We start from the raw sequence: 24,400 nt of genomic DNA on the forward strand, positions 1-24,400 counted from the left end.
ATTATGCCGAAATACTGAAATCCACCAGTATCGCTTCCTCTACCCACCGTCTCAGCGCCGCACCCGGGTCCAGGTCCGGGTCGATCTGGAGTGCGACATCGCAAGCTGTCGCAAAAGTGTGCCCGGTGGATAGTGCATGCAGTCCGCACCATTCGCTGCGGGGCAGCGCGTTAACGGCAACGCGATACATCTCCCGCTTCACCACGACAGTGGCGGCTCCGCTGGATAAATCCAGGGCCTGGTCGCCGGTGTGGTGATCTTGATTGACTTGCCATATCCGATCGACCGGAAACGCAGACTCGAACAGGGCGCAGGCAGGGTTGAGCCTGAATTGCAAGCGACCATAGTGTTCAGGCGCCACCTGCTTCAATCTGTCCAGTGCAAACGGTGCGTGGTCAGCCGCAAAGTAAGCCTTGTGGCACAGCCATTCCAGCCTGGCGACATCGGGCAGATAGGGCAGCTGTGCTGCGGGTGGAAAGGGCGCGAGAAACGCTCCAAATGCTTCGCCAAAAACATGCAGATCCCCGCTGACTGAAGGGTACCGGGAGATATATTCCTGCGCGGCATAGCGGAAAAATTCCGCGCCGACCAGTTTGACGATGACAGGATAGGCAGATTCGAGCGCGCTACTTAGGTTGCTGACGGCATTGTTGCGATAAATATCGATGCGCCACGCTCTCTCGGATGCTGTGCCAACCAAGTGCCGCGCCAACGCGGCTTTTTTTGCGCTGAAGACGGCCGTCATGAAGTCCTGCTGTAGGTCACGCAGAGCGCTCACGGCGGACCTCCTGTAACAGCGCATCGGCTTTCCGCGCTTCTTCCAGCAACACGGGTAAAGCGGGAATGTCTGTGTCCCACTCGATCAGCGTCGGAACATTTCCGACATGCGCCAATGCGTGGCCATATAGCGTCCACACGTCATCGCAGACCGCTGTTGCGTGCGTGTCGATCAGGCATTCGCCACTGTTGTCGAATCCGGCAAGATGGATTTCCTGCACCGCGCCTGCGGGTATGGCGTGCAGGTATGCCAGCGGATCGAAGCGGTGATTCACTGCGCTGACATGAATATTGTTGACGTCCAGCAGGATGCCGCAACCGGAACGCGCCGAAATCTCGGCCAGAAACTCCCATTCAGGAATTGTGGATTGCCGGTACTGAAGATAACTCGATACGTTTTCAATCAGGATCTGACGGCTCAGGAAATCCTGTACCTGCATGATGCGACAGATGACATGCGTGAGCGCCTCCTCGGTATAAGGCAACGGAAGCAGATCGTTGAAGTAGCGTTCAGACACCGAGCCCCAGGACAAATGTTCCGATACCAAGCCCGGTTCGAAGCGCTCGATCAAAGATTTAAGTTTGCGCAAATGCGCGATATTCAATGAGTCGGTTGAGCCGAGCGACAAGCCGACGCCGTGCAGGCTCAAGGGGTAATCGGAGCGAATTCGTTCCAGGTAGTAAAGAGGCAATCCTCCTTCGGCGAAATAGTTTTCGCTATGCGCCTCGAACCAGCCGACGGCCGGCGGTGCAGACAGAATGTCCAGATAATGCCTGGCGCGCAGGCCAATTCCGGCATTGGACGGAATTGGCCTAGCTACCCGGCCGCGCAGTTTTTTTGCGATCATCTGGTGTTATGCATGGCCTGGTATGCCGCCAACGATCTTGGCGCAAGTCCCTTTTGGCAACAGCACGAAGGAATCTTTCTGCCCATCTTTTGTTGCCGTCCCTGCACAGGAGTTCGCGCTACCTTTACCTCCGGCGCAATCGTTTTTACCAGCTTTGGCAATGCCATAGCACTGTTCCATTTTAGGCTTGTCTGCCGCAATAGCCGGAGTAGTGAGCGCCAGGGAGCCAAAGGCCAGAAGGCTGGCGACCGCGGACTTAACCAGAATATCCTGCTTGTTCATGTGTGTAACTCCTTGCTGTGTGTATAAAAAGCGAGACGGAAACCACGTTTCCAATCGGAGTTGCGCCCGCTTCGAGCGACTGAATGATTCGCTTGCTGTTTAGTCTGGCGGGCCTGCTTTTTCTTACAGAACAGGCTTGTTCGATGGCCGGTGCCGTCGCAGACGAAGTCATAGCTGTGCGACTTGTTTGTCTTCAGGCAATGATTGAGGAAATTGCTCAGGTCTTGAAATGCACGCTACGAATCATGCCGCTTTCCAGCCAGCCTTTGAGCAGTCCTGCCGCGTGTTGAGAGGCGTGAAGTTCGTCCACCCATTCGCACAGGCCGGTACAGATTTCCGCGAAGTTGACGCCGTGTAGCAGGCTGTCGATAGCCCAGGCTTCATCTTTATCCAGCGATCGGAAATAAACGCTCAGATTCTGTCGCCAGATGATCCAGGACAGTGGTTCCTCTGTGTATGAGGGTTGCGGTGGATCGGCCGCGGCCGCCACGGCTTTCCAGATCAGCGGAGCATTGGAAAAAAAATCCAGCCGCTGCACCGACGGATGCGTCTGGAACGTCATGCGCCCCCAATCTGCGCCGGGTATGGCCGCCATATCCTGGATGGTCAGGCGGTCTTCGTCCGCTGCATCGAAAGTAAGCCCCTTGGCCCATTCAAAACTGGCCAGTTCAGCCAGTACGGGGATGTCCAGGTATGGTGGCGTCGCCTTGAGATAGGCATCCATGTTGGCGCCGAACCAGCGCAGATTGGGATAGGTCGAGGGAAAGGCAGCGATAAAAGCAAAGCATAATTGCTCGAAGTCTTCATCCCCCAAGGCGGCATGCAGCGCTGTGTAATCGGTTTGCAGCGCCTCCAGCAGGCGCAATCGATAAGCGGTGGAATAGATGCCCAGGCGCTCGGTGGCCGGCGCCAGTGGTGTGCCGGTGATCGCCTGTTGGATGGCATCATTCGCATGCAATATATGGGTCTGAAATGCCCGCTGCAGGGCGGCTAACTGGCTCATGCGTCGGCTATCTGTGTGAGCGCCTGCTTGGCGATATGGCGAGCCCGATCCAGTTCGGCCAGCAACTCCTCCAGTGGCGGAATATTATCGTCGCGCTCGATCATGGTGGAAACCGCGCCGAAGCGTCGCACCGCATGTTCGTAGAGTTCCCAAACCCGGTCGATGACCGGCTCATCGTGGGTATCGATAATGCAACCGCCCTGGTTGCGATGGCCGGCGAGGTGAAATTGCTGTACCCGGTTCACTGGGATGGCGTCAATGTATTCAACCGGGTCGAAACCATGATTGAAACTGCTGACGTAGATGTTGTTTATGTCGAGCAGAAGCAGGCTGTCCGCCCGTTGTGCAACTTCGCGCAGAAAATCCCACTCGCTCATCTCGCTGTGTTTATACGTGACATAGCTCGACACGTTTTCCAGCAGCAAGCGGCACCCGAGGATGTCCTGCACTGCGCTCACCCGGTCCACGACATGCTGCAGGGCTTCCTCGGTATAGGGAAGCGGCATCAGGTCGTGCAGATTGGTACTGTCCACCCCGGTCCAGCACAGGTGATCCGATATCCAGCGCGGCTCGATTTGATCGGTCAGTGTTTTCAACTGCTTCAGGTAATCCCGATTCAGTGGATCGCTGCTGCCGATCGACAGTGAAACCCCGTGCATCACAATCGGATAATTTTCGCGAATGCGGTCGAGGTAATGACGCGGCTTGCCCCCCGGCACCATGTAGTTTTCCGAAAGCACTTCGAACCAGTCGACGGCTGGCCGCGACTCGAGAATTGCTTCGTAGTGGGGTATCCGCAAACCCAGACCAAATCCCAGGGGGGGATGGAGTAACTGCTCAGCATGATGTGGCATTTGAAGTACGCCTTGCCAAATAAGTGGAAACATTCGAAGCCGGCGAGCCGGTCTTCGAATGTACTGCGGCGCAGGATTGTTGTTGCAAATCCGTTTACTTCATCATCTGTGCTTTGGCCTTGTCGCATTCAGATTGACTCATGGTGAGAAACCCGTGACCCTTGCAAGCGTTCATCCCTTTACAAGCGTTGTTGGCCGTCTTGCAATCGGATTTTCCCTTACAGGAATTCACCCCCTCGCAGTGGATCGCGGCTTCGGCGGCTACCGCCGTGGTGGCCACACCTACAGTCATGAACATGCTCGCCGCGGCAGCAGCAAGGGCTATTCCAGTCATTTTTTTTACAGCGCTCATCGTAAAGCCTCCTCTTGATTAAAAAACCCGATTTACCGTGCGGAATTTGCTACGGGTGATTCAAAGTGCGGATTCGGGTATCCGCAATTTACGCCCACGAAAATCATGGGTTACTGCTTTGTCGGGATCAGCCGCCAATTCTTACACATCGAATTGTAACGATGAGTGCGCTTTGTACAGAGGGCATCATTTGCGACTGTTTCTTATCAGGGCCCGTATTCTTATTCGGTCACGGCTTTGGCGATCGAGGCCTGCAATCCATCCAGTTTCTTCGCCAATTCGTCCTGGCCCTTGATGTCATGCCGGGCGACAACCCAGGTCAGAGAGTTGTAGCTCATGAACACGTTTCCTGCCGCGTCCTCCCAGACCAGGGCCTTGAGCGGGAAATCAATCGCTGCTTCCGGTGCTGCCACCATGAAAGGCGTGCCGCCCTTGGGGTTGCCGAAAATCGTTACCGTAGCGGGCTGCATTTTCAACCCTGCTTTTCGTGCGCCTTCCGCGTGGTCGATTGTGGCGAACACGGTCAAGCCTTTTTCTTTCAGTACCGCTTCCAGCCGGGCCTGCGTATCCTGAAATCCGTGTTTGCTTGCCAGAGTTTTCATGCCTTCATCCGCGCTTGCCGTGAACGAGACCATCAACATGCTCAATGCGATCCATACATATTTCATTTTCATTCTCCTGGTGATGGGGTTTCGAAATGCTTGCCATAACTGAAATCATCGAATGCAACCTCCGGGGCGGAAGGGCTAGTATCTGCTTGCAGATACCATACAGACTATAGGTGACTAACATTTGAAGAGCTTTGTTTGTTGCCACGGCATTGTACCGTTGCGCCCGCAGCGCATCCGTGCAGACCTGCAACCGGCATCTTTCATCCCTTGTCGCGAGATTCAGGCTCGTGTTTATTTTTTTCATTGGTGCCTTTCGCAAACGCTCTCATCGTCAATCGCAGGGAGGCCATGTTTTTCTCATAGTTGCTGCAACCCGAGCACATCATTACATGCGTTCGCAGGGAGATTTTTTCGCGCAGCGTGAGTGGGCGCTCCTGTGATTCCGAAACAAGACGGATGATTTCCTGACAATTCAACATAAGCGTTCCCCGTTTGAATACCATTTGTTTCCAAGGCATACCTGTAATCGCAAACGGGCCCGGTGCAGCAACACAAACAGATTGCTGGGCGTGATACCCGTTGCCGCGCAGATGTCATCGGTTTCCAACTCGATAAATTCGCGCATCATGAAGACGCGCGCCTGTTTTGCTGGCAGATTTTCAAGGCAAGCTTCAAATACATGCCAGAATTGTTGTTGCCGGAAGGAAGCCTCCGGGTTACCCCAAAGGGTGGGTCGTCCATCCGCCTGCCAATGTCTTCTCTGGTCAAACAGAAGGTCTGCGAAATCCTCGTTCTCCTCATCGTCCTGCGGCAAACTGCTGGCATTGACCAGGCGCTGCTTATGTCGCAATACATCGGCGATCTTGTTTTTGAGAATGGCAAATATCCAGGTTTTCAGCGCCGAGCGCCCCGCGAAGTGCTCTGCGCTGGCCAGCGCGCCGGCAAGCGCTTCCTGCACGGCATCTTCGGCAAGATGGACGTCACTGAGTTGCAGGCTGGCAAATCTGATCATCTGGCGCCGCAAATCCTCAATGAAAACGCCATCATTCAGTGTCGTTTCCGCTAACAAAGTGTCGCGCTTCTTCTTGGCATCCATCAGTACTGAGTCGGAAAGAGCGGAAGTTTCTTACACATGAAGCGACATCTTATCCAGCAGGCAGATCAGATACGATTTGATGCTGAGTTTGAGCAGGGTGCCGGGCAATCGATTGGGCACTGCAAATGCGGTCGCATAGGTGGCGTGTCATGGTGAGGTGCACTATTGCTGGATCGGCTTAAGGTGTCGCCGCTGACCTTCTATTTCTGCAATGCCGCGTCCAGTTTGGGTCGTTGGTCCTGGAAGGTGCCGTAAAAAAATGCATCGCCTAGCACCGTGATCGGAGCAATCCGTACGCCATAACGCGTTTTTGCTTCCTGCGCCACATCGGGATGGCTAATGTCGCGCTCTTCAAAAGCGATACCCCGTTCGTGCAGGAATTGTTTGACTGCGGCGCAATCCGGGCAACCGGGAGCAGTGTAGACAATCACGGTTTGCTGCATGTCGCTCTCCTCCAAACCGATACGCCGGACTGACCTGATGAGCAGTCCGGCAGGCAGCTATTCTTCCAGCCCGTCCAGGCCGGCCTGCGCCAGTTCCGCTGCGCGGATCACGGCGCGCGCCTTGTTCTGGGTTTCCGTCCATTCGTTCTCGGGTACCGAGTCGGCCACGATGCCTGCGCCCGCCTGCACGTACAGCATGCCGTCCTTGACCACCGCAGTACGGATGGCGATCGCCAGATCCATGCCGCCGCCAAAGCCGAGGTAACCTACTGCGCCTGCATATATGCCACGCTTGCTGGGCTCGAGTTCGTCGATGATTTCCATCGCACGCACCTTGGGCGCACCGGACACGGTGCCGGCGGGGAAAGTGGCGCGCAGCACGTCCATTGCCGACAGGCCCGGCTTGAGCTTGCCCTCCACATTGGAGACGATGTGCATGACGTGCGAATAACGCTCGATCAGCATGTTCTCTGTCACCTGAATGCTGCCGGTGACCGCCACGCGCCCCGCGTCGTTGCGTCCCAGATCCAGCAACTGCAAATGTTCGGCGCATTCCTTGGGGTCAGCGAGCAGTTCGGCGGCCAGTTGCGCATCGTGCTCGCGATTGGCGCCGCGCGGGCGCGTACCTGCGATGGGGCGCACGGTGACGGTGTCATCTTCCAGCCGTACCAGGATTTCCGGCGACGCGCCCACCACGTGAAAACTGCCCATGTCGTAATAGAACATATACGGCGACGGGTTGAGGCTGCGCAACGCGCGGTACAGCGTGAGCGGGCTGGCGTCGAACGGGCGCGACATGCGCTGGCTCAACACCACCTGCATGATGTCGCCTTCCACGATATATTGCTTGGCGCGCAATACCGCCTGCTTGAACGCGGTTTCACCGAATTCGGAGGTGGCTTCGGCGCTACCGACCTTTTGTGGCATGGGAGCAGTGTATGGCGCCCTGATCAGTGTGCATAACTCGTTCAGGCGGCGGTAGCCTTCGGCATATGCATCCGTCTGCATCGGGTCGGCATAGACAATAAGGGTCAGTTTGCCGGTGAGATTGTCCACCACCGCCAGCTCGTCGGTGAGCAGCAGCAGGATGTCGGGGGCATGCAGCACATCGGGCTGGCGCGTCGCCTGCAGGCGTTTCTCGATGTAGCGCACTGTGTCATAGCCGAAATAACCTGCCAGGCCGCCCGCGAAACGCGGCAGGCCCGGCACGACAGCCGCCTTGAAACGCCCCAGAAATTGTTCGACAAACGCCAGCGGGTCGGCGACTTCTTCCTGCTCGAGCTTGACGCCGTCGGTTTCCACGCTGACCAGATGGCCGTATACGCGCAGCACGGTATGGGCAGGCAGGCCGATGAACGAGTAGCGCCCGAAGCGTTCCCCGCCCACGACCGATTCCAGCAGGTAGGAGTAGGGCGCGTCGGCGAGTTTGAGATAGACCGATAGCGGGGTGTCGAGATCGGCCGGCAATTCCCGCGTGAGCGGGATGCGGTTATAGCCTTCGCGGGCGAGTTGGTTGAATTCCTGTTCAGTCATGATTTCACCATTAAGTCATAGAAGCATAGCGAGGTACGGCACGAAATGTATCGCACCACCAAAAAAAGCCGGCGTATCAGCGCCATCGCCATGACAGGCGCTTTTCGCTATGTATTTCCACGTTTAAGGGATTCATGCTGTTCAGGCTTTGGTAATCAGTTTCGAGGCTTCCGGCAGGCTGGGCACCACTGCATCCAGATCCAGTTCCGCCACTGGCCGTCCACGGTTGTAGCCGTACGGCACGCAGAACACCGGGCTGCCAGCCGCGCGCGCGGCCTGGGTGTCGTTGAGCGAATCGCCGATCAGCAGCAGTTCGCCGGGCTCGACGCCAAAGTGCTTGCAGGCATGCAGCAGGGGCAACGGGTCGGGCTTGCGTTTGGGGAGCGTATCGCCCGACAGTACCAGTTCGAAATAATCCAGCAGGCCGGTATCGCGCAGCAGCGGAATCGTGAACACTTCTGCCTTGTTGGTAATGCAGGCCACATGCATATCCATTGCCCGCAACGCCTGCAGGCCTTCCACCACGCCGGGGAAAGGGCGCGAATACAGAGAAACATGGGCACCATAGTGCTTCTGGTAAATCGGATAGGCGCGGGCAAACAGTGCGGCATCCGGTTCGGCATCCATGCTGCCGGTCAGCACGCGCTTTACCAGACGCGAAACGCCGTTGCCGATGTAGGTTTTGATGGACGCCAGCGGCACTGGCGGCATGCCGAGTTCGGCCATCATCAATTCTGCCGCGTGGGCGAGGTCGGGTGCGGTGTCGAGCAGCGTGCCGTCGAGGTCGATCACCACGGCCTTGATTTTGATTGGGAATTTCATATGGTCTTAAAAAGTCAGTTAGCCACAGAGAACACAGAGTTCACAGAGGCAATGGAGTTCACATGGTTATCGTAAATACCGGCTTCACCCATCAGATGAACCGGAAAATATGCGGAACACGCTTCATCTCTGTGTGCTCTGTGATCTCCGTGGCTTGAATTGCGGTTTTAGGTTTAATGTCTAATCTCGTTTACGTCATGCCGGATCAAGCAGCAGCGGCTTGGGTCAGGCTTTAGCCAGTTCCGCGCGCATTGCCGCCACCACGCTATCGTAGCGGTGCGCGTCGCTGTCCCTGGCTGCGCCGAAAATGGCAGAGCCGGCTACGAATACGTCGGCGCCCGCGCGGGCTACTTCGGCAATGTTGTCGACTTTCACGCCGCCGTCCACTTCCAGCCAGATATCGCGGCCCGAGGCATCGATACGCTGGCGCACGGCACGCGTCTTGTTGAGCGTTTCCGGGATGAATTTCTGTCCGCCGAAGCCGGGGTTGACCGACATCAGCAGGATCATGTCCACCTTGTCCATCACATAGTCCAGATAGCTCAGCGAAGTGGCCGGGTTGAACACCAGGCCAGCCTTGCATCCGCATTCCCTGATCAGCGACAGGGTGCGGTCGATGTGTTCGGACGCTTCCGGATGGAAGGTGATGATGTTCGCCCCGGCCTTGGCGAAATCGGGGATAATACGGTCTACCGGCTTGACCATCAGGTGTACGTCGATGATTGCATCCGTCACCGGGCGCAGCGATTCGCACACCAGCGGACCGATAGTCAGATTGGGCACGTAATGGTTATCCATCACATCAAAGTGAATGATGTCCGCACCGGACGCGATCACATCAGTGACTTCCTGTCCCAGCTTGGCGAAGTTTGCAGATAAAATGCTCGGTGCGATACGGAATTGCCTGGACATGGTGACCCTTTCAACAAGCCTTTGGATAAAGAAGCCAATTTTACCCGGAATCGCGCCGGGGTAACAGCGCGACCGGCTCAAGGACAGACACGCAAATGGGCGACAGCAGAAAAAATCACGTAACCGTAGTCGTCGAGACGGTATTCATTCCCGACCAATCCGATCCGCACATGGATCGCTATGTATTTGCCTACACGGTCACCATTACCAACACCGGCACCATTCCGGCGCAACTCGTTTCGCGCCATTGGGTGATTACCGACGCGGAAAACAAGGTGCAGGAAGTACGTGGTCTGGGTGTGGTGGGCGAGCAACCTTTGCTCAAGCCTGGCGAGAGTTTTGAATACACCAGCGGCACCGCGATCACGACGCCGGTAGGCACCATGTACGGCAGCTACCAGATGGTGGCGGAAGACGGCGAGCACTTCGACGCGGAGATTCCCGTGTTTACTCTTGCCATGCCGCGCGTATTGCATTGATGCACGGGCATGCCGCGCCCAGCCGATCTTCAGGAACCTGAACTCAGCCCGGCCATGCAACGCGTGGTGGCCGCCATGTCCATCTCCATTGCGGCACATCTGGCACTGATCGGCCTGCTGCGCGTTAATCCTGTTGCGGCACCGGTAGCCGCCGCTATTCCGGTGATCGAGGCGCGCCTGCAGCCCGCTGCGCCGCCACCAATACCGGCGCCACCCAAAATGGCGGTACCAGCCACAGCACCTGAAACGGCGCCAGAGCCAGCACCCGAAGCGCCTCCCCAACCCGCCCCGCCTGCACCAGAGGAGCGTGCTTCGCCACCAGCGCCCGCCGCGTCTGATGCGCCGCCGGTAGTGCCCAGAGCCCCCAATCCTGCGCCGCAGCCCAGCAGCGCGTTGCCGGCAGTCAATGTGCCGTTACTGGTTGACCCTACTTATTACACCGCCAAACAATTGGATGTTCAGCCGCGCGCATTGGCCGCCATCAGCCCGGTTTACCCGCCAGACGCAGTCGCCCGCGGCACCGCAGGCTGGGTCGTGCTCAAATTGAAGCTGGATGAGGGTGGTAACGTGCAGGATGTCGAAGTCAGCGATGCCAGCCCACCGGGAATTTTCGACCAGAGTGCGCGCGATGCTTTTCGCAATGCGCGCTTCGCGCCGGCCCAGAAAGACGGTCGCGCGGTGAAATCGCTCGTGCAGATTAAAGTGCGTTACGAGCTGGATCGGTAAGCCTGTCCATTCCGGAAAAGCGTTAATGCTGCTGGCGTGATTATTCCTTGACGACCTTGGCTTTCGCAGCCAGCGGTGTTGGTAACTCGCTCGGCACCGGCATGTCTTTGGGTAGCAATACCCACATCCGGCCAGTCTGCTTCATCCTGCCTGCGATTGCTCCGGCTTCATTACCAAAGCCCCAGAAAAAATCCGCCCGTACATTGCCGCGAATGGCACCGCCGGTATCCTGTGCCATCATCAGGCGATCCAGCGGCTGATCGGACGAGGGCACGGTGGTGTCCAGCCACACTGGCGCGCCCAGCGGGATCGCACGGGCATCCACGGCAATGCTGCGCCCGCCGGTAATCGGCACGCCCAGCGCACCCATCGGGCCGCTGCCGTTATTCGGTAGCTCACGGAAAAACACATAGCTGGGGTTTTGCGCAAGCAGTTCCGGCAGCTTGTCGGGATGGTTTTTACCCCACTGCTTGATGTTCTGCATCGAAGTCTGTGCCAGAGGCAACTCGCCGCGCTCGGCCAGTACCCGACCGATGGAACGATACGGATAGCCGTTCTGGTCGGCATAGCCCACCCGTATCATGCTGCCGTCGGGCAGTTGAATGCGCCCCGACCCCTGGATTTGCAGGAAGAACGCCTCCACCGGGTTGTCCACCCAGACCAGTTCGTTGCCTTTAAGCGGAGTGCTGCCATCGTCGATATCGGCGCGGTCCAGATACGGCACCACCTTGTTGCCCTGCAAGCGACCGCGCAGACGCATGTGTTTCAATTGCGGATAAACGCTGCTGAGATCAATGGTCAGCAAATCGGCGGGCGGACCATATAGGGGGATCGAGTACTTCGCGCTGGGGGTGAGACTGCCATGCAGCAGCGGTTCATAGTAGCCGGTAATCAAGCCATTCTCGCTGCCGTCGGCCTGGCGCGATTGGTAGAGTGCAAACTGGCTTTCGAAAAATGTTCGTACTGTTGCAGCGTCGGTGGGTTTTAACGCTTCTGATGCGGCGCACACGGCTTGCCATTCCGGTCTGGTTTTCAGCGCCGCGCACGACTGTAGCCACGCAGGCCATGCATCCAGTAGATTGTCGTCCCGCCAGCCGGGCAGGCTGGACCAGTCGGCCGCGCTCAGGTTGGGGGTTACCGGAGGAGGTGGCGGCGGTGTTTCCGGCGTGGGCGGCGGGCATACCACAGCCGGTGCAGGCTTTGGCTGCGGCGGGCCGGGTGGCGCCGGTTTGGGCGCTGGCTTGGCGACTGGTGGCGTAATCGGCGCTGTGGGCTGGGTGGCGCAGCCGCCGCTAATCAGCGCGACTAATATCAAAGCTGTGCGAATAAGTAGTCTCATGCGAAAATCACGAAATTAAGCAACAGCCTCAAGTATAACAAAGCCATGTATCCACCCTATCAGCCGGTTCCGCGTTTTTATATTGAACGCATTACCATTGCCGCAATGTGCAACGAATCGATGGACCTGCACTGGCATGATCCAGCCAGCCGGCAATCGTACATGGCGCGCATATGGCCGCAGGACGTATCCGAGGAAAGCGGCGCAGAATGGCTGATGGCGCGGAACGAAACGGGGGAGGCCGTCAGGATCCGTCTCGACCTGATTCGCAATTTCCCTACCCCGGTGAAATGAACCGAAAGACATTTATCCACGAAAGACACGAAAATCACGAAATAAACCCATGTCTGAGATAAGTCATTCACCCTATATTGAATGAACTTTTTTTCGTGCTTTTCGTGTCTTTTGTGGACCAGCTGTTTTTTCCAGGATGAATTGTCGTTTAACAAGAAAGGCCGCAAACATGGAAGACAACGGAATGGTCAGCCTCGCCTGGTTTGTATTCGAAGCAGGGGTAGCGCTTGCCCTGCTGCTCGGCATCGTGTGGTGGACCATGCGCAAATAGTAGCCGGGTGCCTTCGGCTTGCCAGATACGCACGTCTCGCCCACAATCAGCGCATGGACAATCAACGCTTTTCGCAACGTCAGCAGGATTTCCTGCGCGCGGCAGCGCGGCTGCAAGAGGCTGTGATGCAGCAGGGCGACAGCATCCTGCGCGACGCCACCATTCAGCGTTTTGAGTTCACTTTCGAAATCGCATGGAAAACCCTGCAGCTTTATCTTCTGCACCAGGGCATGGAAGCCACCGGCCCGCGCCAGACGCTCAAGCAGGCATTTGTGGATGGCCTGATTGCCACCCCCGAACAAGCCGATGTCTGGCTCGCCATGCTGGAAGATCGCAACCTCACGACCCACACTTACCGCGAAGCCGTGGCCGAATCCATCGCAGCCCACATCCGCCAGCGCTATGCCAGCCAGCTCCACGACATGGCGGCGCGGGTAGCAAAACTGACGCTGGACTGAATCCATGCTGCAACTGCGCGAACAAGACCGCCACACTTTACAGGCCACGCTTGCCCGCTTTCCCGAAGTGCGCCGCGCCTGGGTATTTGGCTCCCGCGCCGCCGGCCGGGCGCGGCGTGCATCCGACATTGATCTCGCCATTGAAGCCCCCGCCCTGGCCCCCGCGCGCTGGCACGATCTGATCGAGGCGCTGGAACAGGCACCTGTTATCTACAGGCTGGACGTCATCCATCTGGACACGCTGGACGACCCGGTGCTCAAACAGGCCATCCTGCACAATCGGACACCACTCTGAACATTCTCCAATAATCGTGTGTTGCAAAAAAACAACACAGCGCCTTGGAAATCAAGAAAATTTCCCATAAAGCTTGCGGGGCGCAAAAAGCCTTGGGCATAATGCCCTCAGCTTCTCGCAAGAGGGGTTCGCATCGGGGTGAAACCCGCTGCGATACACACTTCAACTAAGGAGATTCGCATGAACAAGAAACTTATCGCGCTGGCCATCGCCAGTGCCTTCGTTGCCCCAGTGGCAATGGCCGATGCCAGCAGTGTCGTCATTTCCGGCCAGATGCACGTGTCGGTGGATAGCCTGGATGGTAAGAGCGTTAATACCCCTACCACTAACTCACGTCAGACCAACGTTTCCACCAACGCTTCTTTCCTGCAGTTTGCAGGCAAGGAAGATCTGGGTAACGGCCTGAACGCTATCTGGCTGTTGAAGACTTACGTTTCTCTTGGCAATACCGGTAGCGGTGGCTTCGGTGACCTTTATAACCAGAACGGTGCCGACGGCTTGGGCAACGGCCCAGCTTACGCTGGCCTGTCCGGCGCAAGTTGGGGTGCCGTGAAACTGGGCAAGGACGAAGGCCCGATGAAGCTGCTGGGCCGTAAAGTTGACCTGTTCAACAATCAGATCGGCGACGTCCGTAACTTCAGCTTGGGTTTTGACACCCGCCCCAACAATGCCATCGAATACAATTCACCCAGTTGGGGTGGTTTCCAGGCCAATGTGATGCATTCCACCAATCTGGCCAAAGCTGCTGACCCTTCATTTGCCACAGACAAGAGCGTTAACCTCTGGTCGGCGACTGCGATGTATGACGCTGGTCCGTTCTTCGTTGGTTTGGGTTACGAGAAGCATGGTCTGACTAGTGCGGGCGCGGCTAATGACGAAAAAGATTGGCGTGTCTCTGCAGGTGGCAACCTGGGTGACTTCAAGTTGTTGGGTATGTACGAGAAGGGCACCGACCTGGGTGGTGTGTCCGGTAAGGATCGCAAGGTTTATGGTCTGGGTGGCGCCTACAAGATGGGTAGCAATAGCATCAAGGCTCAGTACTATGTAGCGGGTGATTTGGGTAGTGTGAGCAATACCGGCGCTAAAATGTATGCCATTGGCTTCGACCACAGCTTGTCCAAGCGTACGACTGCATACCTTGCCTATGCCCGTACCAGCAACGACTCTGGCGCAAGCTTTAGTGCCTTCGGTGGCGGTCATGGCGATAACCCAGGTACAGCCGTGGGTCAAAACCCAAGCGGCTTCTCCGTGGGTATGATCCACAACTTCTAAGCATTTGCCGGCATCTGCCGGTGGTGTACGGAAGATTAGAAACGGGTCACTTCGGTGGCCCGTTTTTTTATTCGGCCGCCATGATTTTCACTTTTGGGGTCAGGCCCTTTGGGTCAGGCTCTCCGGTCGTTTATAGGTTGACGCACGGCAAAGCGCCCCGTAAAATCGTTAGTCATATTCTTAGCTAATACGAGGTGCGACATGGCCATCAAGACCGTCAATATCCACGAAGCGAAAACACAGCTCTCCGCATTGCTGGCCTCTGTGCAAGCTGGGGATGAGGTGATTATCGCGAAGGCGAACAAGCCGGTGGCGCGATTGGTGCTCATCGAAGCCAAGCCGAAACAGCGCACATTTGGCCTGCATAAGGACAATATGATCTACATCAGCGACGATTTCGATGCTCCACTTGAAGATGCGTTCTGGCTGGGTAATGGGCCGCTGTGAAGTTGCTGCTGGATACCCATGTTTTTCTGTGGCTGGACGACGCCACGCCAGGGTTTCCAGCGTCGGTACGCGAGTCGTGTGAGTCTGCGGATAACGAGGTGTATCTCAGTATTGCCAGTGTGTGGGAAATGCAAATCAAGACCATGCTGGGCAAGCTGAAAACACGAACACCATTGCAGCGCATGGTTACGGAATATTTACCCGACAAAACATTCTCCATCCTCCCCATCCGGTTGGAGCATGTCTGGGGCCTGGATGCGTTGCCTCGTTTACATGGCGACCCCTTTGACCGCATGCTGATTTCCCAGGCCCGTTGCGAGGGCCTGACTTTGGTGACGGCGGATGAGATCATCCGTCGATATTCTGTAGAGGTGCTATGGACATGACGCTGGATAAACTGATTATTGAATTCGACAAGGGCTTGCGCACCTTGTTTGCACCTGCGCAGAGCGCACGTCCATTACCGGGGCGTGATCTGGGTGAGGCGGAACTTGCAGCGACGGACAAAAAACACGCGGCAGGTCTGATGCGGGTGAACCACGTCGGAGAAGTGTGCGCGCAAGCGCTGTATCAGGGGCAGGCGTTGACCGCACGCGATCCGGCAGCCAGGACGGCGTTGGAGGAGGCTGCACGTGAGGAAACCGAGCACCTGGCCTGGTGCGAATCGCGCATTCACGCGCTGGGTGGGCGCAAGAGCCTGTTGAACCCGGTGTGGTACGCCAGTTCGCTTGCGCTGGGCATGGCAGCGGGAGCGTTGGGCGACAAGTGGAGCCTCGGCTTTCTGGCTGAAACCGAACGTCAGGTCGAAGCGCATCTGGGCGGCCATCTGGAAACGTTGCCGGAAGCTGATGCCAAAAGCCGTGCGGTAGTCGAGCAGATGCAGGCAGACGAGGCACGCCATGCCGAGACTGCTGTGACGTACGGGGCGCAGGAACTGCCTGCGCCGATCAAAATGGCCATGAAATTCGCTTCGAAAGTCATGACGAAAACCGCTTACTGGGTATAATCCCCGCCTTTGCGCTTGGAAAAGAAGTGATGACGAATTTTGCAGAAAACCTGGAAAAGCTGGAAAACGTGGATGCCTTCGGGTTGATGAAACTGTTCGGCGAAGACGGCGAAGTCGCGGCGGTGATTGAAAACAAACCAGGCAGCAGCGGCTCGTTCCGTGTCTATTACCATGTCGCGCTCAAATGGGGTGGTGTGGGCCCCAAAGCCGCCGAGGAAGCACTGGCGCTATTTTCCGAGCACACCGAAGACGCGCGTGCGCATCCTGGCAAGCATCCGAATATCGACCGGCTGCTGCAATCAATTGAGCAAGATATCTATTACTCGGTGCGTTGTTACCCGATGTAATTGCCGTCAATCCAATTTCTCCGGCTAGACTTCCCGTATCTCGAAATCGTGGGTGATCATGGCGGTTTTGCCGAGCATTATTGAGGCCGAGCAATACTTTTCAGCGGATAAATGGATTGCGCGTTCGACCTGTTCCGGCTTGAGATTTTTGCCGGTAACGATGAAATGAAAGTGGATTTTGGTGAATACTTTGGGGTCTTCGTCAGCGCGTTCCGCCTGGATTTCGGCCACGCAATCGCTAATCTCGGCACGTGATTTTTTCAGGATGTGTACCACATCGTAAGCAGTGCAACCGCCGGTGCCGATGAGCACCAATTCCATCGGGCGCGGCCCCAGGTTGCGACCGCCGCCCTCTGGAGCGCCATCCATTAATACGGCATGACCACTGCCGGTCTCACCCAGAAACGCAACATTTTCCACCCATTTGATACGTGCTTGCATATGTAACTCCTGTGCTGGCGAGATGTGATTTTAGCCTTTTAACCGATACCAGATAAGCCCGATAGCTTCGTGCATCGCATAATAACTGGCCTGCAGGCCGCGTGGCTGGGGGATAAAATCCATGATGCGGATTTTGTTTGCTAGCGTAAAACCGGTACCGGCAGGGATGACGCGAAAGCCCGCTTTTTCAAACGAGTAAACGGCACGCGGTAAATGCCAGGCATGGGTGACCAGAAATATGCGTCGTATGTCGGTGGGCGCAAGTAACGCGTAGCTGTTGCGAGCATTTTCCCAGGTTGTGTTGGAATGCGATTCCTCCCAGCGGGCAGGTACGTGGAAGTCCTGTACCAGCGACGTTTGCATCATTGTTGCCTGGGGTTTGCCGCCAGCAGGTTTGCCCCCGGTTACCAGGATGGGTAAGCCCGTGAGGCGCGCTAAACGGGCGCCATAACGCAACCGTTCCAGCGCCAGGGAGTCAACCGTGTCGCCACCATACTCGGGTGCGTCGAAGTAGGTGCCGGCGCCCAGGATGACGATAGCGTCTGCCTGCGGCAGGTGTGCCGGATTCAGGGCGGGATATGGTTCCAGTTGCGCCAGCAGGCGATTTCCTACTGCAGGCATGGATAAGATACCCAGAAATGCAAGCGATACAAATATCAGGACGCGAGCCAGTGCTGGTCGACGCCGTAATAGAAAGAAGCCTGCGAAACCCAGCAAAATAAGGTTCAGCGGCGGGAGAAGCAAGGAGCTAATCAGATTTGTGGCCAGCCAGTTCATGTAATTTGATGCCAAATGAAAGGCTGGATTCTAACAGTGGTTTGACAGTCTCTCCAGATGGCCGTAAAATGCGCGGCTTTCCTCATCCAGATTCTCAGGGGTTTCGAATGAAAACCTTTTCCGCTAAAGCGCACGAAGTCGTGCGTGAATGGTTCGTGGTTGATGCCACGGACAAAGTTCTCGGCCATGTGGCGGCCGAAGTTGCGTATCGTCTACGTGGCAAGCACAAGCCCATATTTACCCCCCACGTTGATACCGGCGATTTTATCGTGGTCGTGAACGTGGACAAACTGAAAGTAACTGGCAACAAGGCAGAAGACAAGAAGTACTATCGTCACACCGGCTATCCCGGCGGTATTTACGAAACGACTTTTGCCAAGATGCAGGCGCGTTTCCCCGGCCGTGTGCTGGAAAAAGCGGTTAAAGGCATGTTGCCTAAAGGCCCGTTGGGCTACGCCATGATCAAGAAGCTCAAGTGTTACGCCGGTGGTGAGCATCCCCATGCTGCGCAGCAACCCAAAGCGCTGGAAATCAGAGGATAAGCAATGATCGGAAACTATTATTACGGCACCGGCCGCCGCAAGAGTTCAGTGGCACGGGTGTTCATCAAGCCTGGCAAGGGCAATATCGTTGTGAACGACAAGCCTGTTGACGAGTATTTTTCGCGTGAAACCGGTCGCATGGTGGTGCGTCAACCATTGGAGCTGACTAACAACTCGGCTACTTTTGATATCATGGTAAACGTGCACGGCGGTGGCGAATCTGGTCAAGCCGGAGCAGTCCGTCATGGTATTACGCGCGCTTTGATCGAGTTTGATGCGGAACTCAAACCAGCACTCAAGAAGGCTGGTTTGGTGACGCGTGATGCACGCGAAGTGGAACGTAAGAAAGTCGGTCTGCGTAAAGCGCGTAGGGCCAAGCAGTTCTCCAAGCGTTAAGCGTTCGGAGCACAGAAAAAGCCGCCCTCATCGGGCGGCTTTTTTCATTGTGCGTTCGCGGTATCATTAGAAACCTACAGCAGAGGGGAAATCAGATGGTCAAAGTGGGTATCGTTGGCGGCACCGGCTACACGGGCGTGGAGTTATTGCGCTTGCTGGCGCGCCATCCACAGGCAGAGATTGTGGCGATTACGTCGCGCAAGGAAGCCGGAATGCCGGTCGCGGACATGTTCCCAAATTTGCGTGGACATATAGATTTGAGGTTTTGCGACCCGCAAGATGCGGGGCTGGACAAATGCGACGTGGTATTTTTTGCCACACCCAACGGTATAGCCATGCAGCAGGCACGTGAATTGCTGACGGCCGGTGTGAGAGTTATTGACCTTGCAGCGGATTTCCGCATTCAGGATCTCGGGGTTTGGCAAAAATGGTATGGCATGGAGCACGCCTGCCCTGATCTGGTGGCGCAGGCAGTGTACGGTTTGCCCGAGGTAAATCGCGAGCAGATCAAGACTGCGCAGCTGATTGCGAATCCCGGTTGTTATCCGACGGCGGTTCAGCTGGGATTTTTGCCATTGCTGGAAGCCGGTATGGTGGATGAAAGCTACCTGATTGCCGATGCCAAATCCGGGGTGAGTGGAGCCGGTCGTAAAGCTGAAGTAGGAACACTGTTTGCAGAGGCAGGTGATAATTTCAAGGCTTATGCTGCTTCTGGGCATCGCCATTTACCAGAAATTAGCCAGGGGTTGGCTCGTTATGCCGGCAAACCGGTAGGTCTGACTTTTGTGCCGCATCTCACGCCGCTGATTCGTGGCATTCATGCTACGCTGTATGCGCGCTTGACCGGCGAATCCGATCTGCAGGCGCTGTTTGAACAACGTTATCAGGACGAGCCATTCGTGGATGTGCTGCCCTTTGGCTCGCATCCAGAAACCAGATCGGTGCGTGGTGCCAATACCTGTCGTATTGCGCTGCATCGCCCGCAGGGCGGCAATACGCTGGTGATTTTGTCGGCGATAGATAATCTGGTGAAGGGCGCATCCGGTCAGGCGGTACAGAATATGAACATCATGTTTGGCTTGCCTGAAACCATGGGCCTGGAACTAATCGGTCTGTTGCCTTGACCAATGGGTAGTCATTGACGTAAGCGTGGGTCCTGTCCATAATGACGAACGAACTTTTCAAGTTTTAAGGAGTAAGTAATGAATGCCATGACTGAAATGCCCAGTGTGCTTGTCTTTACCGACAATGCTGCCAATAAAGTGAAACAGCTGATCGAAGAAGAAGGTAACCCCGACCTGAAACTGCGTGTATTCGTCACGGGTGGCGGCTGCTCCGGTTTCCAGTATGGCTTTACCTTTGATGAAGTGATGAATGAAGACGATACGCCGATGGTCAAGAACGGCGTGACTCTGTTGATTGATCCGATGAGTTACCAATATCTGGCTGGTGCCGAAATTGACTACCAGGAAGGTCTGGAAGGCGCGCAGTTTGTGATCAAGAATCCGAATGCCACATCCACCTGCGGTTGCGGTTCTTCGTTTTCTGCCTGAGTAAAGTAATAATAAGTAGCACCATCCTAAAAAACAGGCTGCCATATGGCAGCCCGTTTTTTTTGTCTGTACCATTTCTATGCCGGATATACCGCGCCCAAAACACAGGGGTGGCGTGCGCCGGTGACTTCCGTCAGATTGCCCGGCAATCCTAAAAGGGTCTGTCGAGCCAGCCAGGCAAAGGCATGCGCCTCAAGCCAGTCTGGGCTAATGCCAAGCGCGTCGGTGGAGGCAACAAATTTTCCTGGAAGTTCTGTATGTAATGATTGCATGAGCGCTGTATTGTGCGCACCACCGCCGCAGATATAAATCTCTTGCGCCTTGGGGCTATATGTTTCTATGGCTTGGGCTATGCCGTATGTGGTCAGCTTCAGCAGCGTTGCCTGCACATCTTGTGCAGATTCATCCCCGGACAAATGGCTGATGAGCCAATCCAGATTGAATTCCTCGCGACCGGCGCTTTTCGGTGCGGGTGCAGAAAAAAAGGTGTGCGCTGCAAGCTTTTTAAATAACTCGGGCAGATTTTCTCCACCTAACCCCCATGCCCCGGCAAGGTCAAATTGCTGGCCGGTATGGCGTTGGCACCAGGCGTCCAGGAGTAAATTGCCAGGGCCGCAATCAAAACCGATGATTTTTCCGCTGGGTGGTAAATCCGTCAGGTTGGAGATGCCGCCAATATTGACGATGACGCGATGTATTTTGGGGTGACGCAATGCGGCTGCATGGAAAGCGGGGACGAGTGGCGCACCTTGACCACCGGCAGCAATGTCGCGACTGCGGAAATCCGCTACCACCGCTATGCCTGTAAGTTCGGCGAGCAGGCTGGGATTGGCCAGTTGTATCGTATAGCCGACGTCCGGTCGATGCCTTACGGTTTGTCCGTGACAACCAATAGCATCAATGTTGCCGGGGGCGGTAGCGCTTTCGGCCAGCAATCTGGATACAACCTGACTGTACAACCCGGATAATTCATTTGACAGCAGGGCAGCACGGTGGATTTCATCGTTCCCCGAGAAATGAATCTCCAACAATTTCTCGCGCAGCGTCTCCGGATAAGGCAGATAGACCGTGTGAATGAGGTGACCCGCGAATTGCGTCAAATCAAACTGCACCAAGGCGGCGTCAATGCCGTCCAGACTGGTGCCGGACATGAGTCCGATGAAATATGTAGGTCCAGCCAATTTGACTGGCGGTTATTCCAGAGCTGCCAGATTGGTACCATTCAACAAATTGAGCTTGGCGACCAATGGCTGGGTAGCGCTACGGAACATGGGCTGATATTGAGCCGAGATCGGGAAAGCATAAGGAATTTTTGCGGTAAGCGGGTTTACCGCCACGCCTGCAATACGGAACTCGAAGTGTAGATGGGGGCCGGTAGCCCAACCGGTGCTGCCTACATACCCAATCACGTCGCCCTGGTGGATTTTTTCGCCTTTGTGCAGACCCTTGGCGAACGCTGACAGATGGCCATATGCTGTGCTGTAATTGCCGCTGTGTTGCAGCAGGATAAAGTTGCCGTAGCCGTTTTCCTGGCCGGCAAAAGCCACTACTGCATCGGCGACGGCCTTGATTTTGGTGCCTGCAGGCGCCGCGTAATCAACACCTTTGTGCTCTCGCCATTGCTTCAGGATAGGGTGGTAACGCATACCAAAGCCAGAGGAGATTCGCGAGAATTCGATCGGCGAGCGCAAGAAAGCTTTTTTCAGGGACTTGCCGTCGGGAGTGTAGTACTCGCCTTTGCCATCGGGTTGCCGGAAGTAGACGGCCTTGTACGTCTGGCCATCGTTGGTAAACTCGGCTGCCAGTATGCGTCCGGTCATGACTGGTTCACCACTGCTGTACAACACTTCGTAAACAACCTTGAATTGGTCGCCGCGGCGTATATCACGGTGGAAATCAATATCGGCGGAAAACAGCGTAGCCATTTGGGTGACAATGCTGTCTGGTATGCCAGCCGCATCAGTGGCGCCAAACAATGAATTGTGAATTTCACCAGATTTCATTACGGTTCTGGTTTCCAGCGCAGCTTGCTGCTGCGTGACTGTAAAATTTTGTCCCTGTCTGGAGATTTGCAACAGCGAGCCAGCGGAATTGATATGGCGTAACCATAACAGTTCACCGGAGTCGGTCGTTTGAGCCTGGATGCGTCTACCGGGCTTGATTTGCGCAAGCGCGCGGCTAGCCGCCGGGTTGTGAAGGAATTTTGCGCTTTCTTCACTGGATACGCCCAGTCGATCAAGAATCGTGGCTACAGTGTCGCCGGATTCAATGCGTTCGTCGCGCCAATAGGCGGTTGACGGGATGGAATTGTCAGCCTCGATTACGGTGGAGGGAACCGTCAGATTCTCAATGACAGTGTTAACGGGAATATTGTTGGTATCCGTTTGTGGCGCGACACCAAAGGCAGCAATGATGCCAAAAAGTGGCAGGGCGGAAGCGGCAACAAGCCAGCGCAGGCGCACTTTACGCGCATGCAATTTGTCCGCATGCGTTAAACTTACTGCCTTTTGGTTGGTCATTGTGCCGCCTTTCCATACAGAATTGACGCGTGAGCTTAACAGATTGGGGTCAAAGCGGAAAGCGTGGCGATCCGTTTCATGTAGTTATATAGCGGTCAATAAGTAAATATCTTTAAATTTTGCTCTATTTTGAGAAAACACTCGAGGCAGTAATGATTGATTCTGAAATACAGGAAACCCTGCGCATTATCAGGCGCGGTTGCGATGAGTTGATCGTGGAGCAGGAGTTGGTGGATAAGCTGCGCGCTGGTAAACGCTTGCGTGTGAAAGCTGGTTTTGACCCGACCGCGCCTGATTTGCACTTGGGCCACACAGTGCTGCTGAACAAAATGCGCCAGTTGCAGGATTTGGGACATCATGCCTTGTTCCTGATAGGAGATTTCACCGGCATGATTGGCGATCCTACGGGTAAAAATGCCACACGTCCGGCGTTGACGCGCGAGCAGGTGCTGGAAAACTCTAAATCTTATACCGATCAGGTATTCAAAATACTCAAGCCCGAGCAAACCGAAGTGGTATTCAACTCCACCTGGATGGATAAACTGGGAGCGGCAGGGATGGTCAAGCTAGCGGCCAGCCATACTGTGGCGCGGATGCTGGAGCGGGATGACTTCCACAAACGTTATAAGGGAAACCAGCCTATCGCCATACATGAATTTCTCTACCCTTTGGTGCAGGGCTATGATTCTGTGGCGCTCCACGCGGACTTGGAACTGGGTGGTACCGACCAAAAATTCAACCTGCTAATGGGGCGCGAGCTACAGAAGCAGCATGGACAGGCGCCGCAATGCGTCCTCACCATGCCATTACTGGAAGGCCTGGATGGCGTTAACAAAATGTCCAAATCGCTGGGCAACTATATAGGCATCACAGAAGCGCCCTCGGAAATATTTGGCAAAATCATGTCTGTGTCTGATGAGCTGATGTGGCGTTATATAGAGTTGCTTTCTTTCGAATCCTTGGAAACTATCGATGGCTGGCGTGAGCAGATCAATGCCGGAGCGAATCCTCGCGATACCAAAGTGCACTTCGCCCAGGAAATTGTGGCGCGTTTTCATGGCACTGCGGCGGCAGTCCAGGCACTAAACGATTTCGAGGCACGCTTCAGGCAGGGTGCCATCCCTGATGTGATGCCGGAGGTAAGCTTGCAGGCCGATAATGGCAGTTTGTCCATTACGCAAGTACTCAAGCAGGCTGGGCTCACAGCCAGCACCTCTGATGCCATGCGCATGATCGAGCAGGGCGGGGTGAAGGTGGATGGCGACAAGATCAGCGATAAAACATGGGTGTTGAGCGCGGGAAAATGTGTGGTGGTGCAGGTTGGAAAACGTAAATTTGCCCGAGTCACAATCGCCTAACATATTGAATTTAAAACACATCGATTGGCATGATGTACTTTTTATGAAAAAACGATTGACGGCGTGTTTTAGGACTGTATAATTCGCATCTCGTTGTTGATTGGCATGCGCAGAAAACAGATTAAAATCATCTAGTTAATAGCGTTTCGTGAAAACTTTGTGAGTTCTGAATTTTGAAAATGTTGTTGACATGCGGATTTAAGTAAGTATAATTCGCACCTCGCTGATTGAGGCGAGAATGAATGAAATTGGAAACACCGCTCTTTAACAACAAGACAACCGATAAGTGTGGGTATTTGCGATGGGTACCTGATTTTGGGAGCCGGGTAACTGGTAACTGGAAGAGG

General features: G+C 55.5%; 33 protein-coding genes. 15 read left to right on the top strand and 18 right to left on the bottom strand.

Translation table 11 applies throughout. The features are described 5' to 3' along the window. Position 1 precedes the first annotated feature (1 nt). The 13 genes from EI185_RS08180 to rpe all read right to left on the bottom strand — a co-directional run bounded on the left by EI185_RS08180 (position 2) and on the right by rpe (position 9,533). On the bottom strand, positions 2 to 778 hold the full coding sequence (locus EI185_RS08180) for an HvfC/BufC N-terminal domain-containing protein (RefSeq protein WP_189836335.1): 777 nt from the start codon (positions 776 to 778) through the stop codon (positions 2 to 4). Further along, the gene (bufB, locus tag EI185_RS08185) at positions 762 to 1,625 is read right to left on the bottom strand and encodes an MNIO family bufferin maturase (RefSeq protein WP_124704638.1); all 864 of its coding nucleotides are present in this window, start codon (positions 1,623 to 1,625) and stop codon (positions 762 to 764) included. Before bufB (EI185_RS08185) ends, EI185_RS08180 begins: the two co-directional genes overlap by 17 nt. A gap of 6 nt (positions 1,626 to 1,631) precedes the next feature. Continuing rightward, positions 1,632 to 1,907: a BufA1 family periplasmic bufferin-type metallophore gene (locus EI185_RS08190; protein WP_124704639.1), complete on the bottom strand. Its 276-nt coding sequence runs from the start codon at positions 1,905 to 1,907 to the stop codon at positions 1,632 to 1,634. Between the two features lie 217 nt (positions 1,908 to 2,124). Next, positions 2,125 to 2,910 carry an HvfC/BufC N-terminal domain-containing protein gene (locus EI185_RS08195; protein WP_124704640.1) on the bottom strand — a complete coding sequence of 262 codons (786 nt, stop codon included), beginning with the start codon at positions 2,908 to 2,910 and terminating at the stop codon, positions 2,125 to 2,127. Further along, positions 2,907 to 3,764, bottom strand: coding sequence for an MNIO family bufferin maturase (gene bufB, locus EI185_RS08200; RefSeq protein ID WP_124704641.1), 858 nt, complete (start codon positions 3,762 to 3,764; stop codon positions 2,907 to 2,909). The genes EI185_RS08195 and bufB (EI185_RS08200) overlap by 4 nt, the downstream gene beginning before the upstream one ends. Positions 3,765 to 3,858: 94 nt before the next feature. Next, a complete protein-coding gene (gene bufA2, locus EI185_RS08205) occupies positions 3,859 to 4,116 on the bottom strand; it encodes a BufA2 family periplasmic bufferin-type metallophore (RefSeq protein ID WP_124704642.1) in 258 nt (85 codons plus the stop codon). Between the two features lie 221 nt (positions 4,117 to 4,337). Next, positions 4,338 to 4,784: a DUF302 domain-containing protein gene (locus tag EI185_RS08210; RefSeq protein ID WP_189836336.1), complete on the bottom strand. Its 447-nt coding sequence runs from the start codon at positions 4,782 to 4,784 to the stop codon at positions 4,338 to 4,340. 203 nt (positions 4,785 to 4,987) lie between these two features. After that, positions 4,988 to 5,245, bottom strand: a complete 258-nt coding sequence (locus EI185_RS08215) for a zf-HC2 domain-containing protein (protein ID WP_306308273.1) — start codon at positions 5,243 to 5,245, stop codon at positions 4,988 to 4,990. Next, positions 5,200 to 5,823, bottom strand: coding sequence for an RNA polymerase factor sigma-70 (locus tag EI185_RS08220; protein WP_124704644.1), 624 nt, complete (start codon positions 5,821 to 5,823; stop codon positions 5,200 to 5,202). Before EI185_RS08220 ends, EI185_RS08215 begins: the two co-directional genes overlap by 46 nt. Before the next feature lie 200 nt (positions 5,824 to 6,023). After that, positions 6,024 to 6,266 carry a glutaredoxin family protein gene (locus tag EI185_RS08225; protein ID WP_124704645.1) on the bottom strand — a complete coding sequence of 81 codons (243 nt, stop codon included), beginning with the start codon at positions 6,264 to 6,266 and terminating at the stop codon, positions 6,024 to 6,026. A 57-nt stretch (positions 6,267 to 6,323) separates the two neighbouring features. Next, entirely contained in the window at positions 6,324 to 7,799 is a 1,476-nt protein-coding gene (gene trpE / locus EI185_RS08230) for an anthranilate synthase component I (RefSeq protein WP_124704646.1), read from the bottom strand. A gap of 141 nt (positions 7,800 to 7,940) precedes the next feature. Beyond that, positions 7,941 to 8,621 carry a phosphoglycolate phosphatase gene (locus tag EI185_RS08235; RefSeq protein ID WP_124704647.1) on the bottom strand — a complete coding sequence of 227 codons (681 nt, stop codon included), beginning with the start codon at positions 8,619 to 8,621 and terminating at the stop codon, positions 7,941 to 7,943. A 225-nt stretch (positions 8,622 to 8,846) separates the two neighbouring features. Then, the gene (gene rpe, locus EI185_RS08240) at positions 8,847 to 9,533 is read right to left on the bottom strand and encodes a ribulose-phosphate 3-epimerase (protein ID WP_124704648.1); all 687 of its coding nucleotides are present in this window, start codon (positions 9,531 to 9,533) and stop codon (positions 8,847 to 8,849) included. Between the two features lie 95 nt (positions 9,534 to 9,628). Between rpe and apaG the strand changes: the two genes are divergently transcribed. Beyond that, on the top strand, positions 9,629 to 10,012 hold the full coding sequence (apaG, locus tag EI185_RS08245; RefSeq protein WP_124704649.1) for a Co2+/Mg2+ efflux facilitator ApaG/CorD: 384 nt from the start codon (positions 9,629 to 9,631) through the stop codon (positions 10,010 to 10,012). A 9-nt stretch (positions 10,013 to 10,021) separates the two neighbouring features. Beyond that, positions 10,022 to 10,738, top strand: coding sequence for an energy transducer TonB (locus tag EI185_RS08250; RefSeq protein ID WP_124704650.1), 717 nt, complete (start codon positions 10,022 to 10,024; stop codon positions 10,736 to 10,738). Positions 10,739 to 10,778: 40 nt separating this feature from the next. Here EI185_RS08250 and mltA read toward each other — a convergent pair whose 3' ends face one another. Next, positions 10,779 to 12,077, bottom strand: coding sequence for a murein transglycosylase A (mltA, locus tag EI185_RS08255; RefSeq protein WP_124704651.1), 1,299 nt, complete (start codon positions 12,075 to 12,077; stop codon positions 10,779 to 10,781). Between the two features lie 45 nt (positions 12,078 to 12,122). Here mltA and EI185_RS08260 point away from each other — a divergent pair, with 45 nt between their 5' ends. The 8 genes from EI185_RS08260 (at position 12,123) to EI185_RS08295 (ending at position 16,467) form a co-directional block, all read left to right on the top strand. Next, entirely contained in the window at positions 12,123 to 12,371 is a 249-nt protein-coding gene (locus EI185_RS08260) for a hypothetical protein (RefSeq protein ID WP_124704652.1), read from the top strand. Between the two features lie 324 nt (positions 12,372 to 12,695). Then, on the top strand, positions 12,696 to 13,100 hold the full coding sequence (locus tag EI185_RS08265; RefSeq protein ID WP_124704653.1) for an HI0074 family nucleotidyltransferase substrate-binding subunit: 405 nt from the start codon (positions 12,696 to 12,698) through the stop codon (positions 13,098 to 13,100). 4 nt (positions 13,101 to 13,104) lie between these two features. Continuing rightward, positions 13,105 to 13,395 carry a nucleotidyltransferase domain-containing protein gene (locus EI185_RS08270; protein WP_124704654.1) on the top strand — a complete coding sequence of 97 codons (291 nt, stop codon included), beginning with the start codon at positions 13,105 to 13,107 and terminating at the stop codon, positions 13,393 to 13,395. A 180-nt stretch (positions 13,396 to 13,575) separates the two neighbouring features. Next, positions 13,576 to 14,667 (top strand): porin, encoded by a 1,092-nt coding sequence (locus EI185_RS08275; RefSeq protein WP_124704655.1) that lies wholly within the window; start codon positions 13,576 to 13,578, stop codon positions 14,665 to 14,667. A 201-nt stretch (positions 14,668 to 14,868) separates the two neighbouring features. After that, positions 14,869 to 15,114 carry a type II toxin-antitoxin system Phd/YefM family antitoxin gene (locus EI185_RS08280; RefSeq protein WP_223247744.1) on the top strand — a complete coding sequence of 82 codons (246 nt, stop codon included), beginning with the start codon at positions 14,869 to 14,871 and terminating at the stop codon, positions 15,112 to 15,114. After that, on the top strand, positions 15,111 to 15,500 hold the full coding sequence (locus EI185_RS08285; protein WP_124704656.1) for a type II toxin-antitoxin system VapC family toxin: 390 nt from the start codon (positions 15,111 to 15,113) through the stop codon (positions 15,498 to 15,500). Before EI185_RS08280 ends, EI185_RS08285 begins: the two co-directional genes overlap by 4 nt. Beyond that, entirely contained in the window at positions 15,497 to 16,120 is a 624-nt protein-coding gene (gene coq7 / locus EI185_RS08290) for a 2-polyprenyl-3-methyl-6-methoxy-1,4-benzoquinone monooxygenase (protein WP_124704657.1), read from the top strand. Before EI185_RS08285 ends, coq7 begins: the two co-directional genes overlap by 4 nt. A gap of 29 nt (positions 16,121 to 16,149) precedes the next feature. After that, positions 16,150 to 16,467: a DUF2322 family protein gene (locus EI185_RS08295; RefSeq protein ID WP_124704658.1), complete on the top strand. Its 318-nt coding sequence runs from the start codon at positions 16,150 to 16,152 to the stop codon at positions 16,465 to 16,467. A gap of 24 nt (positions 16,468 to 16,491) precedes the next feature. Here the strand turns inward: EI185_RS08295 and EI185_RS08300 are convergent, their stop codons facing one another. Both EI185_RS08300 and EI185_RS08305 read right to left on the bottom strand, forming a co-directional pair. Continuing rightward, positions 16,492 to 16,908 (bottom strand): OsmC family protein, encoded by a 417-nt coding sequence (locus tag EI185_RS08300; RefSeq protein WP_124704659.1) that lies wholly within the window; start codon positions 16,906 to 16,908, stop codon positions 16,492 to 16,494. Between the two features lie 30 nt (positions 16,909 to 16,938). After that, a complete protein-coding gene (locus EI185_RS08305) occupies positions 16,939 to 17,529 on the bottom strand; it encodes a YdcF family protein (RefSeq protein WP_223247745.1) in 591 nt (196 codons plus the stop codon). A 263-nt stretch (positions 17,530 to 17,792) separates the two neighbouring features. Here EI185_RS08305 and rplM point away from each other — a divergent pair, with 263 nt between their 5' ends. From rplM to erpA, 4 genes are all read left to right on the top strand, one after another. Then, complete coding sequence (gene rplM, locus EI185_RS08310) at positions 17,793 to 18,227, top strand: 50S ribosomal protein L13 (protein WP_124704661.1); 435 nt, start codon at positions 17,793 to 17,795, stop codon at positions 18,225 to 18,227. Between the two features lie 3 nt (positions 18,228 to 18,230). After that, positions 18,231 to 18,623, top strand: a complete 393-nt coding sequence (rpsI, locus tag EI185_RS08315; protein WP_124704662.1) for a 30S ribosomal protein S9 — start codon at positions 18,231 to 18,233, stop codon at positions 18,621 to 18,623. 95 nt (positions 18,624 to 18,718) lie between these two features. Further along, complete coding sequence (gene argC, locus EI185_RS08320; RefSeq protein WP_124704663.1) at positions 18,719 to 19,747, top strand: N-acetyl-gamma-glutamyl-phosphate reductase; 1,029 nt, start codon at positions 18,719 to 18,721, stop codon at positions 19,745 to 19,747. A gap of 78 nt (positions 19,748 to 19,825) precedes the next feature. After that, positions 19,826 to 20,176 (top strand): iron-sulfur cluster insertion protein ErpA, encoded by a 351-nt coding sequence (gene erpA / locus EI185_RS08325; protein ID WP_124704664.1) that lies wholly within the window; start codon positions 19,826 to 19,828, stop codon positions 20,174 to 20,176. A gap of 77 nt (positions 20,177 to 20,253) precedes the next feature. Here the strand turns inward: erpA and EI185_RS08330 are convergent, their stop codons facing one another. Together EI185_RS08330 and EI185_RS08335 are read right to left on the bottom strand one after the other, a co-directional pair. After that, positions 20,254 to 21,357 carry an anhydro-N-acetylmuramic acid kinase gene (locus EI185_RS08330; RefSeq protein ID WP_223247746.1) on the bottom strand — a complete coding sequence of 368 codons (1,104 nt, stop codon included), beginning with the start codon at positions 21,355 to 21,357 and terminating at the stop codon, positions 20,254 to 20,256. A gap of 12 nt (positions 21,358 to 21,369) precedes the next feature. Then, on the bottom strand, positions 21,370 to 22,695 hold the full coding sequence (locus tag EI185_RS08335) for an OapA family protein (RefSeq protein WP_124704665.1): 1,326 nt from the start codon (positions 22,693 to 22,695) through the stop codon (positions 21,370 to 21,372). Positions 22,696 to 22,847: 152 nt separating this feature from the next. Between EI185_RS08335 and tyrS the strand changes: the two genes are divergently transcribed. Next, a complete protein-coding gene (tyrS, locus tag EI185_RS08340) occupies positions 22,848 to 24,053 on the top strand; it encodes a tyrosine--tRNA ligase (RefSeq protein ID WP_370685762.1) in 1,206 nt (401 codons plus the stop codon). Positions 24,054 to 24,400 lie beyond the last annotated feature (347 nt).

It is taken from the genome of Sulfuriferula multivorans, assembly GCF_003851125.1.
Classification (GTDB): domain Bacteria; phylum Pseudomonadota; class Gammaproteobacteria; order Burkholderiales; family Sulfuriferulaceae; genus Sulfuriferula; species Sulfuriferula multivorans.

What these genes read in the sequence shown, in the direction of transcription:
- EI185_RS08220 (WP_124704644.1), bottom strand. Translation starts at nt 5,823, where the DNA reads ATGGATGCCAAGAAGAAGCGCGACACTTTGTTAGCGGAAACGACACTG.
- EI185_RS08300 (WP_124704659.1), bottom strand. Translation starts at nt 16,908, where the DNA reads ATGCAAGCACGTATCAAATGGGTGGAAAATGTTGCGTTTCTGGGTGAG.
- EI185_RS08280 (WP_223247744.1), top strand. Translation starts at nt 14,869, where the DNA reads ATGGCCATCAAGACCGTCAATATCCACGAAGCGAAAACACAGCTCTCC.
- EI185_RS08265 (WP_124704653.1), top strand. Translation starts at nt 12,696, where the DNA reads ATGGACAATCAACGCTTTTCGCAACGTCAGCAGGATTTCCTGCGCGCG.
- tyrS (WP_370685762.1), top strand. Translation starts at nt 22,848, where the DNA reads ATGATTGATTCTGAAATACAGGAAACCCTGCGCATTATCAGGCGCGGT.
- EI185_RS08215 (WP_306308273.1), bottom strand. Translation starts at nt 5,245, where the DNA reads ATGCCTTGGAAACAAATGGTATTCAAACGGGGAACGCTTATGTTGAAT.
- EI185_RS08195 (WP_124704640.1), bottom strand. Translation starts at nt 2,910, where the DNA reads ATGAGCCAGTTAGCCGCCCTGCAGCGGGCATTTCAGACCCATATATTG.
- rplM (WP_124704661.1), top strand. Translation starts at nt 17,793, where the DNA reads ATGAAAACCTTTTCCGCTAAAGCGCACGAAGTCGTGCGTGAATGGTTC.
- bufA2 (WP_124704642.1), bottom strand. Translation starts at nt 4,116, where the DNA reads ATGAGCGCTGTAAAAAAAATGACTGGAATAGCCCTTGCTGCTGCCGCG.
- EI185_RS08335 (WP_124704665.1), bottom strand. Translation starts at nt 22,695, where the DNA reads ATGACCAACCAAAAGGCAGTAAGTTTAACGCATGCGGACAAATTGCAT.
- EI185_RS08250 (WP_124704650.1), top strand. Translation starts at nt 10,022, where the DNA reads ATGCCGCGCCCAGCCGATCTTCAGGAACCTGAACTCAGCCCGGCCATG.
- argC (WP_124704663.1), top strand. Translation starts at nt 18,719, where the DNA reads ATGGTCAAAGTGGGTATCGTTGGCGGCACCGGCTACACGGGCGTGGAG.
- coq7 (WP_124704657.1), top strand. Translation starts at nt 15,497, where the DNA reads ATGACGCTGGATAAACTGATTATTGAATTCGACAAGGGCTTGCGCACC.
- EI185_RS08295 (WP_124704658.1), top strand. Translation starts at nt 16,150, where the DNA reads ATGACGAATTTTGCAGAAAACCTGGAAAAGCTGGAAAACGTGGATGCC.
- EI185_RS08190 (WP_124704639.1), bottom strand. Translation starts at nt 1,907, where the DNA reads ATGAACAAGCAGGATATTCTGGTTAAGTCCGCGGTCGCCAGCCTTCTG.
- erpA (WP_124704664.1), top strand. Translation starts at nt 19,826, where the DNA reads ATGAATGCCATGACTGAAATGCCCAGTGTGCTTGTCTTTACCGACAAT.
- rpsI (WP_124704662.1), top strand. Translation starts at nt 18,231, where the DNA reads ATGATCGGAAACTATTATTACGGCACCGGCCGCCGCAAGAGTTCAGTG.
- EI185_RS08270 (WP_124704654.1), top strand. Translation starts at nt 13,105, where the DNA reads ATGCTGCAACTGCGCGAACAAGACCGCCACACTTTACAGGCCACGCTT.
- trpE (WP_124704646.1), bottom strand. Translation starts at nt 7,799, where the DNA reads ATGACTGAACAGGAATTCAACCAACTCGCCCGCGAAGGCTATAACCGC.
- bufB (WP_124704638.1), bottom strand. Translation starts at nt 1,625, where the DNA reads ATGATCGCAAAAAAACTGCGCGGCCGGGTAGCTAGGCCAATTCCGTCC.
- EI185_RS08305 (WP_223247745.1), bottom strand. Translation starts at nt 17,529, where the DNA reads ATGCCTGCAGTAGGAAATCGCCTGCTGGCGCAACTGGAACCATATCCC.
- EI185_RS08235 (WP_124704647.1), bottom strand. Translation starts at nt 8,621, where the DNA reads ATGAAATTCCCAATCAAAATCAAGGCCGTGGTGATCGACCTCGACGGC.
- rpe (WP_124704648.1), bottom strand. Translation starts at nt 9,533, where the DNA reads ATGTCCAGGCAATTCCGTATCGCACCGAGCATTTTATCTGCAAACTTC.
- EI185_RS08275 (WP_124704655.1), top strand. Translation starts at nt 13,576, where the DNA reads ATGAACAAGAAACTTATCGCGCTGGCCATCGCCAGTGCCTTCGTTGCC.
- bufB (WP_124704641.1), bottom strand. Translation starts at nt 3,764, where the DNA reads ATGCCACATCATGCTGAGCAGTTACTCCATCCCCCCCTGGGATTTGGT.
- EI185_RS08210 (WP_189836336.1), bottom strand. Translation starts at nt 4,784, where the DNA reads ATGAAATATGTATGGATCGCATTGAGCATGTTGATGGTCTCGTTCACG.
- apaG (WP_124704649.1), top strand. Translation starts at nt 9,629, where the DNA reads ATGGGCGACAGCAGAAAAAATCACGTAACCGTAGTCGTCGAGACGGTA.
- EI185_RS08225 (WP_124704645.1), bottom strand. Translation starts at nt 6,266, where the DNA reads ATGCAGCAAACCGTGATTGTCTACACTGCTCCCGGTTGCCCGGATTGC.
- mltA (WP_124704651.1), bottom strand. Translation starts at nt 12,077, where the DNA reads ATGAGACTACTTATTCGCACAGCTTTGATATTAGTCGCGCTGATTAGC.
- EI185_RS08260 (WP_124704652.1), top strand. Translation starts at nt 12,123, where the DNA reads ATGTATCCACCCTATCAGCCGGTTCCGCGTTTTTATATTGAACGCATT.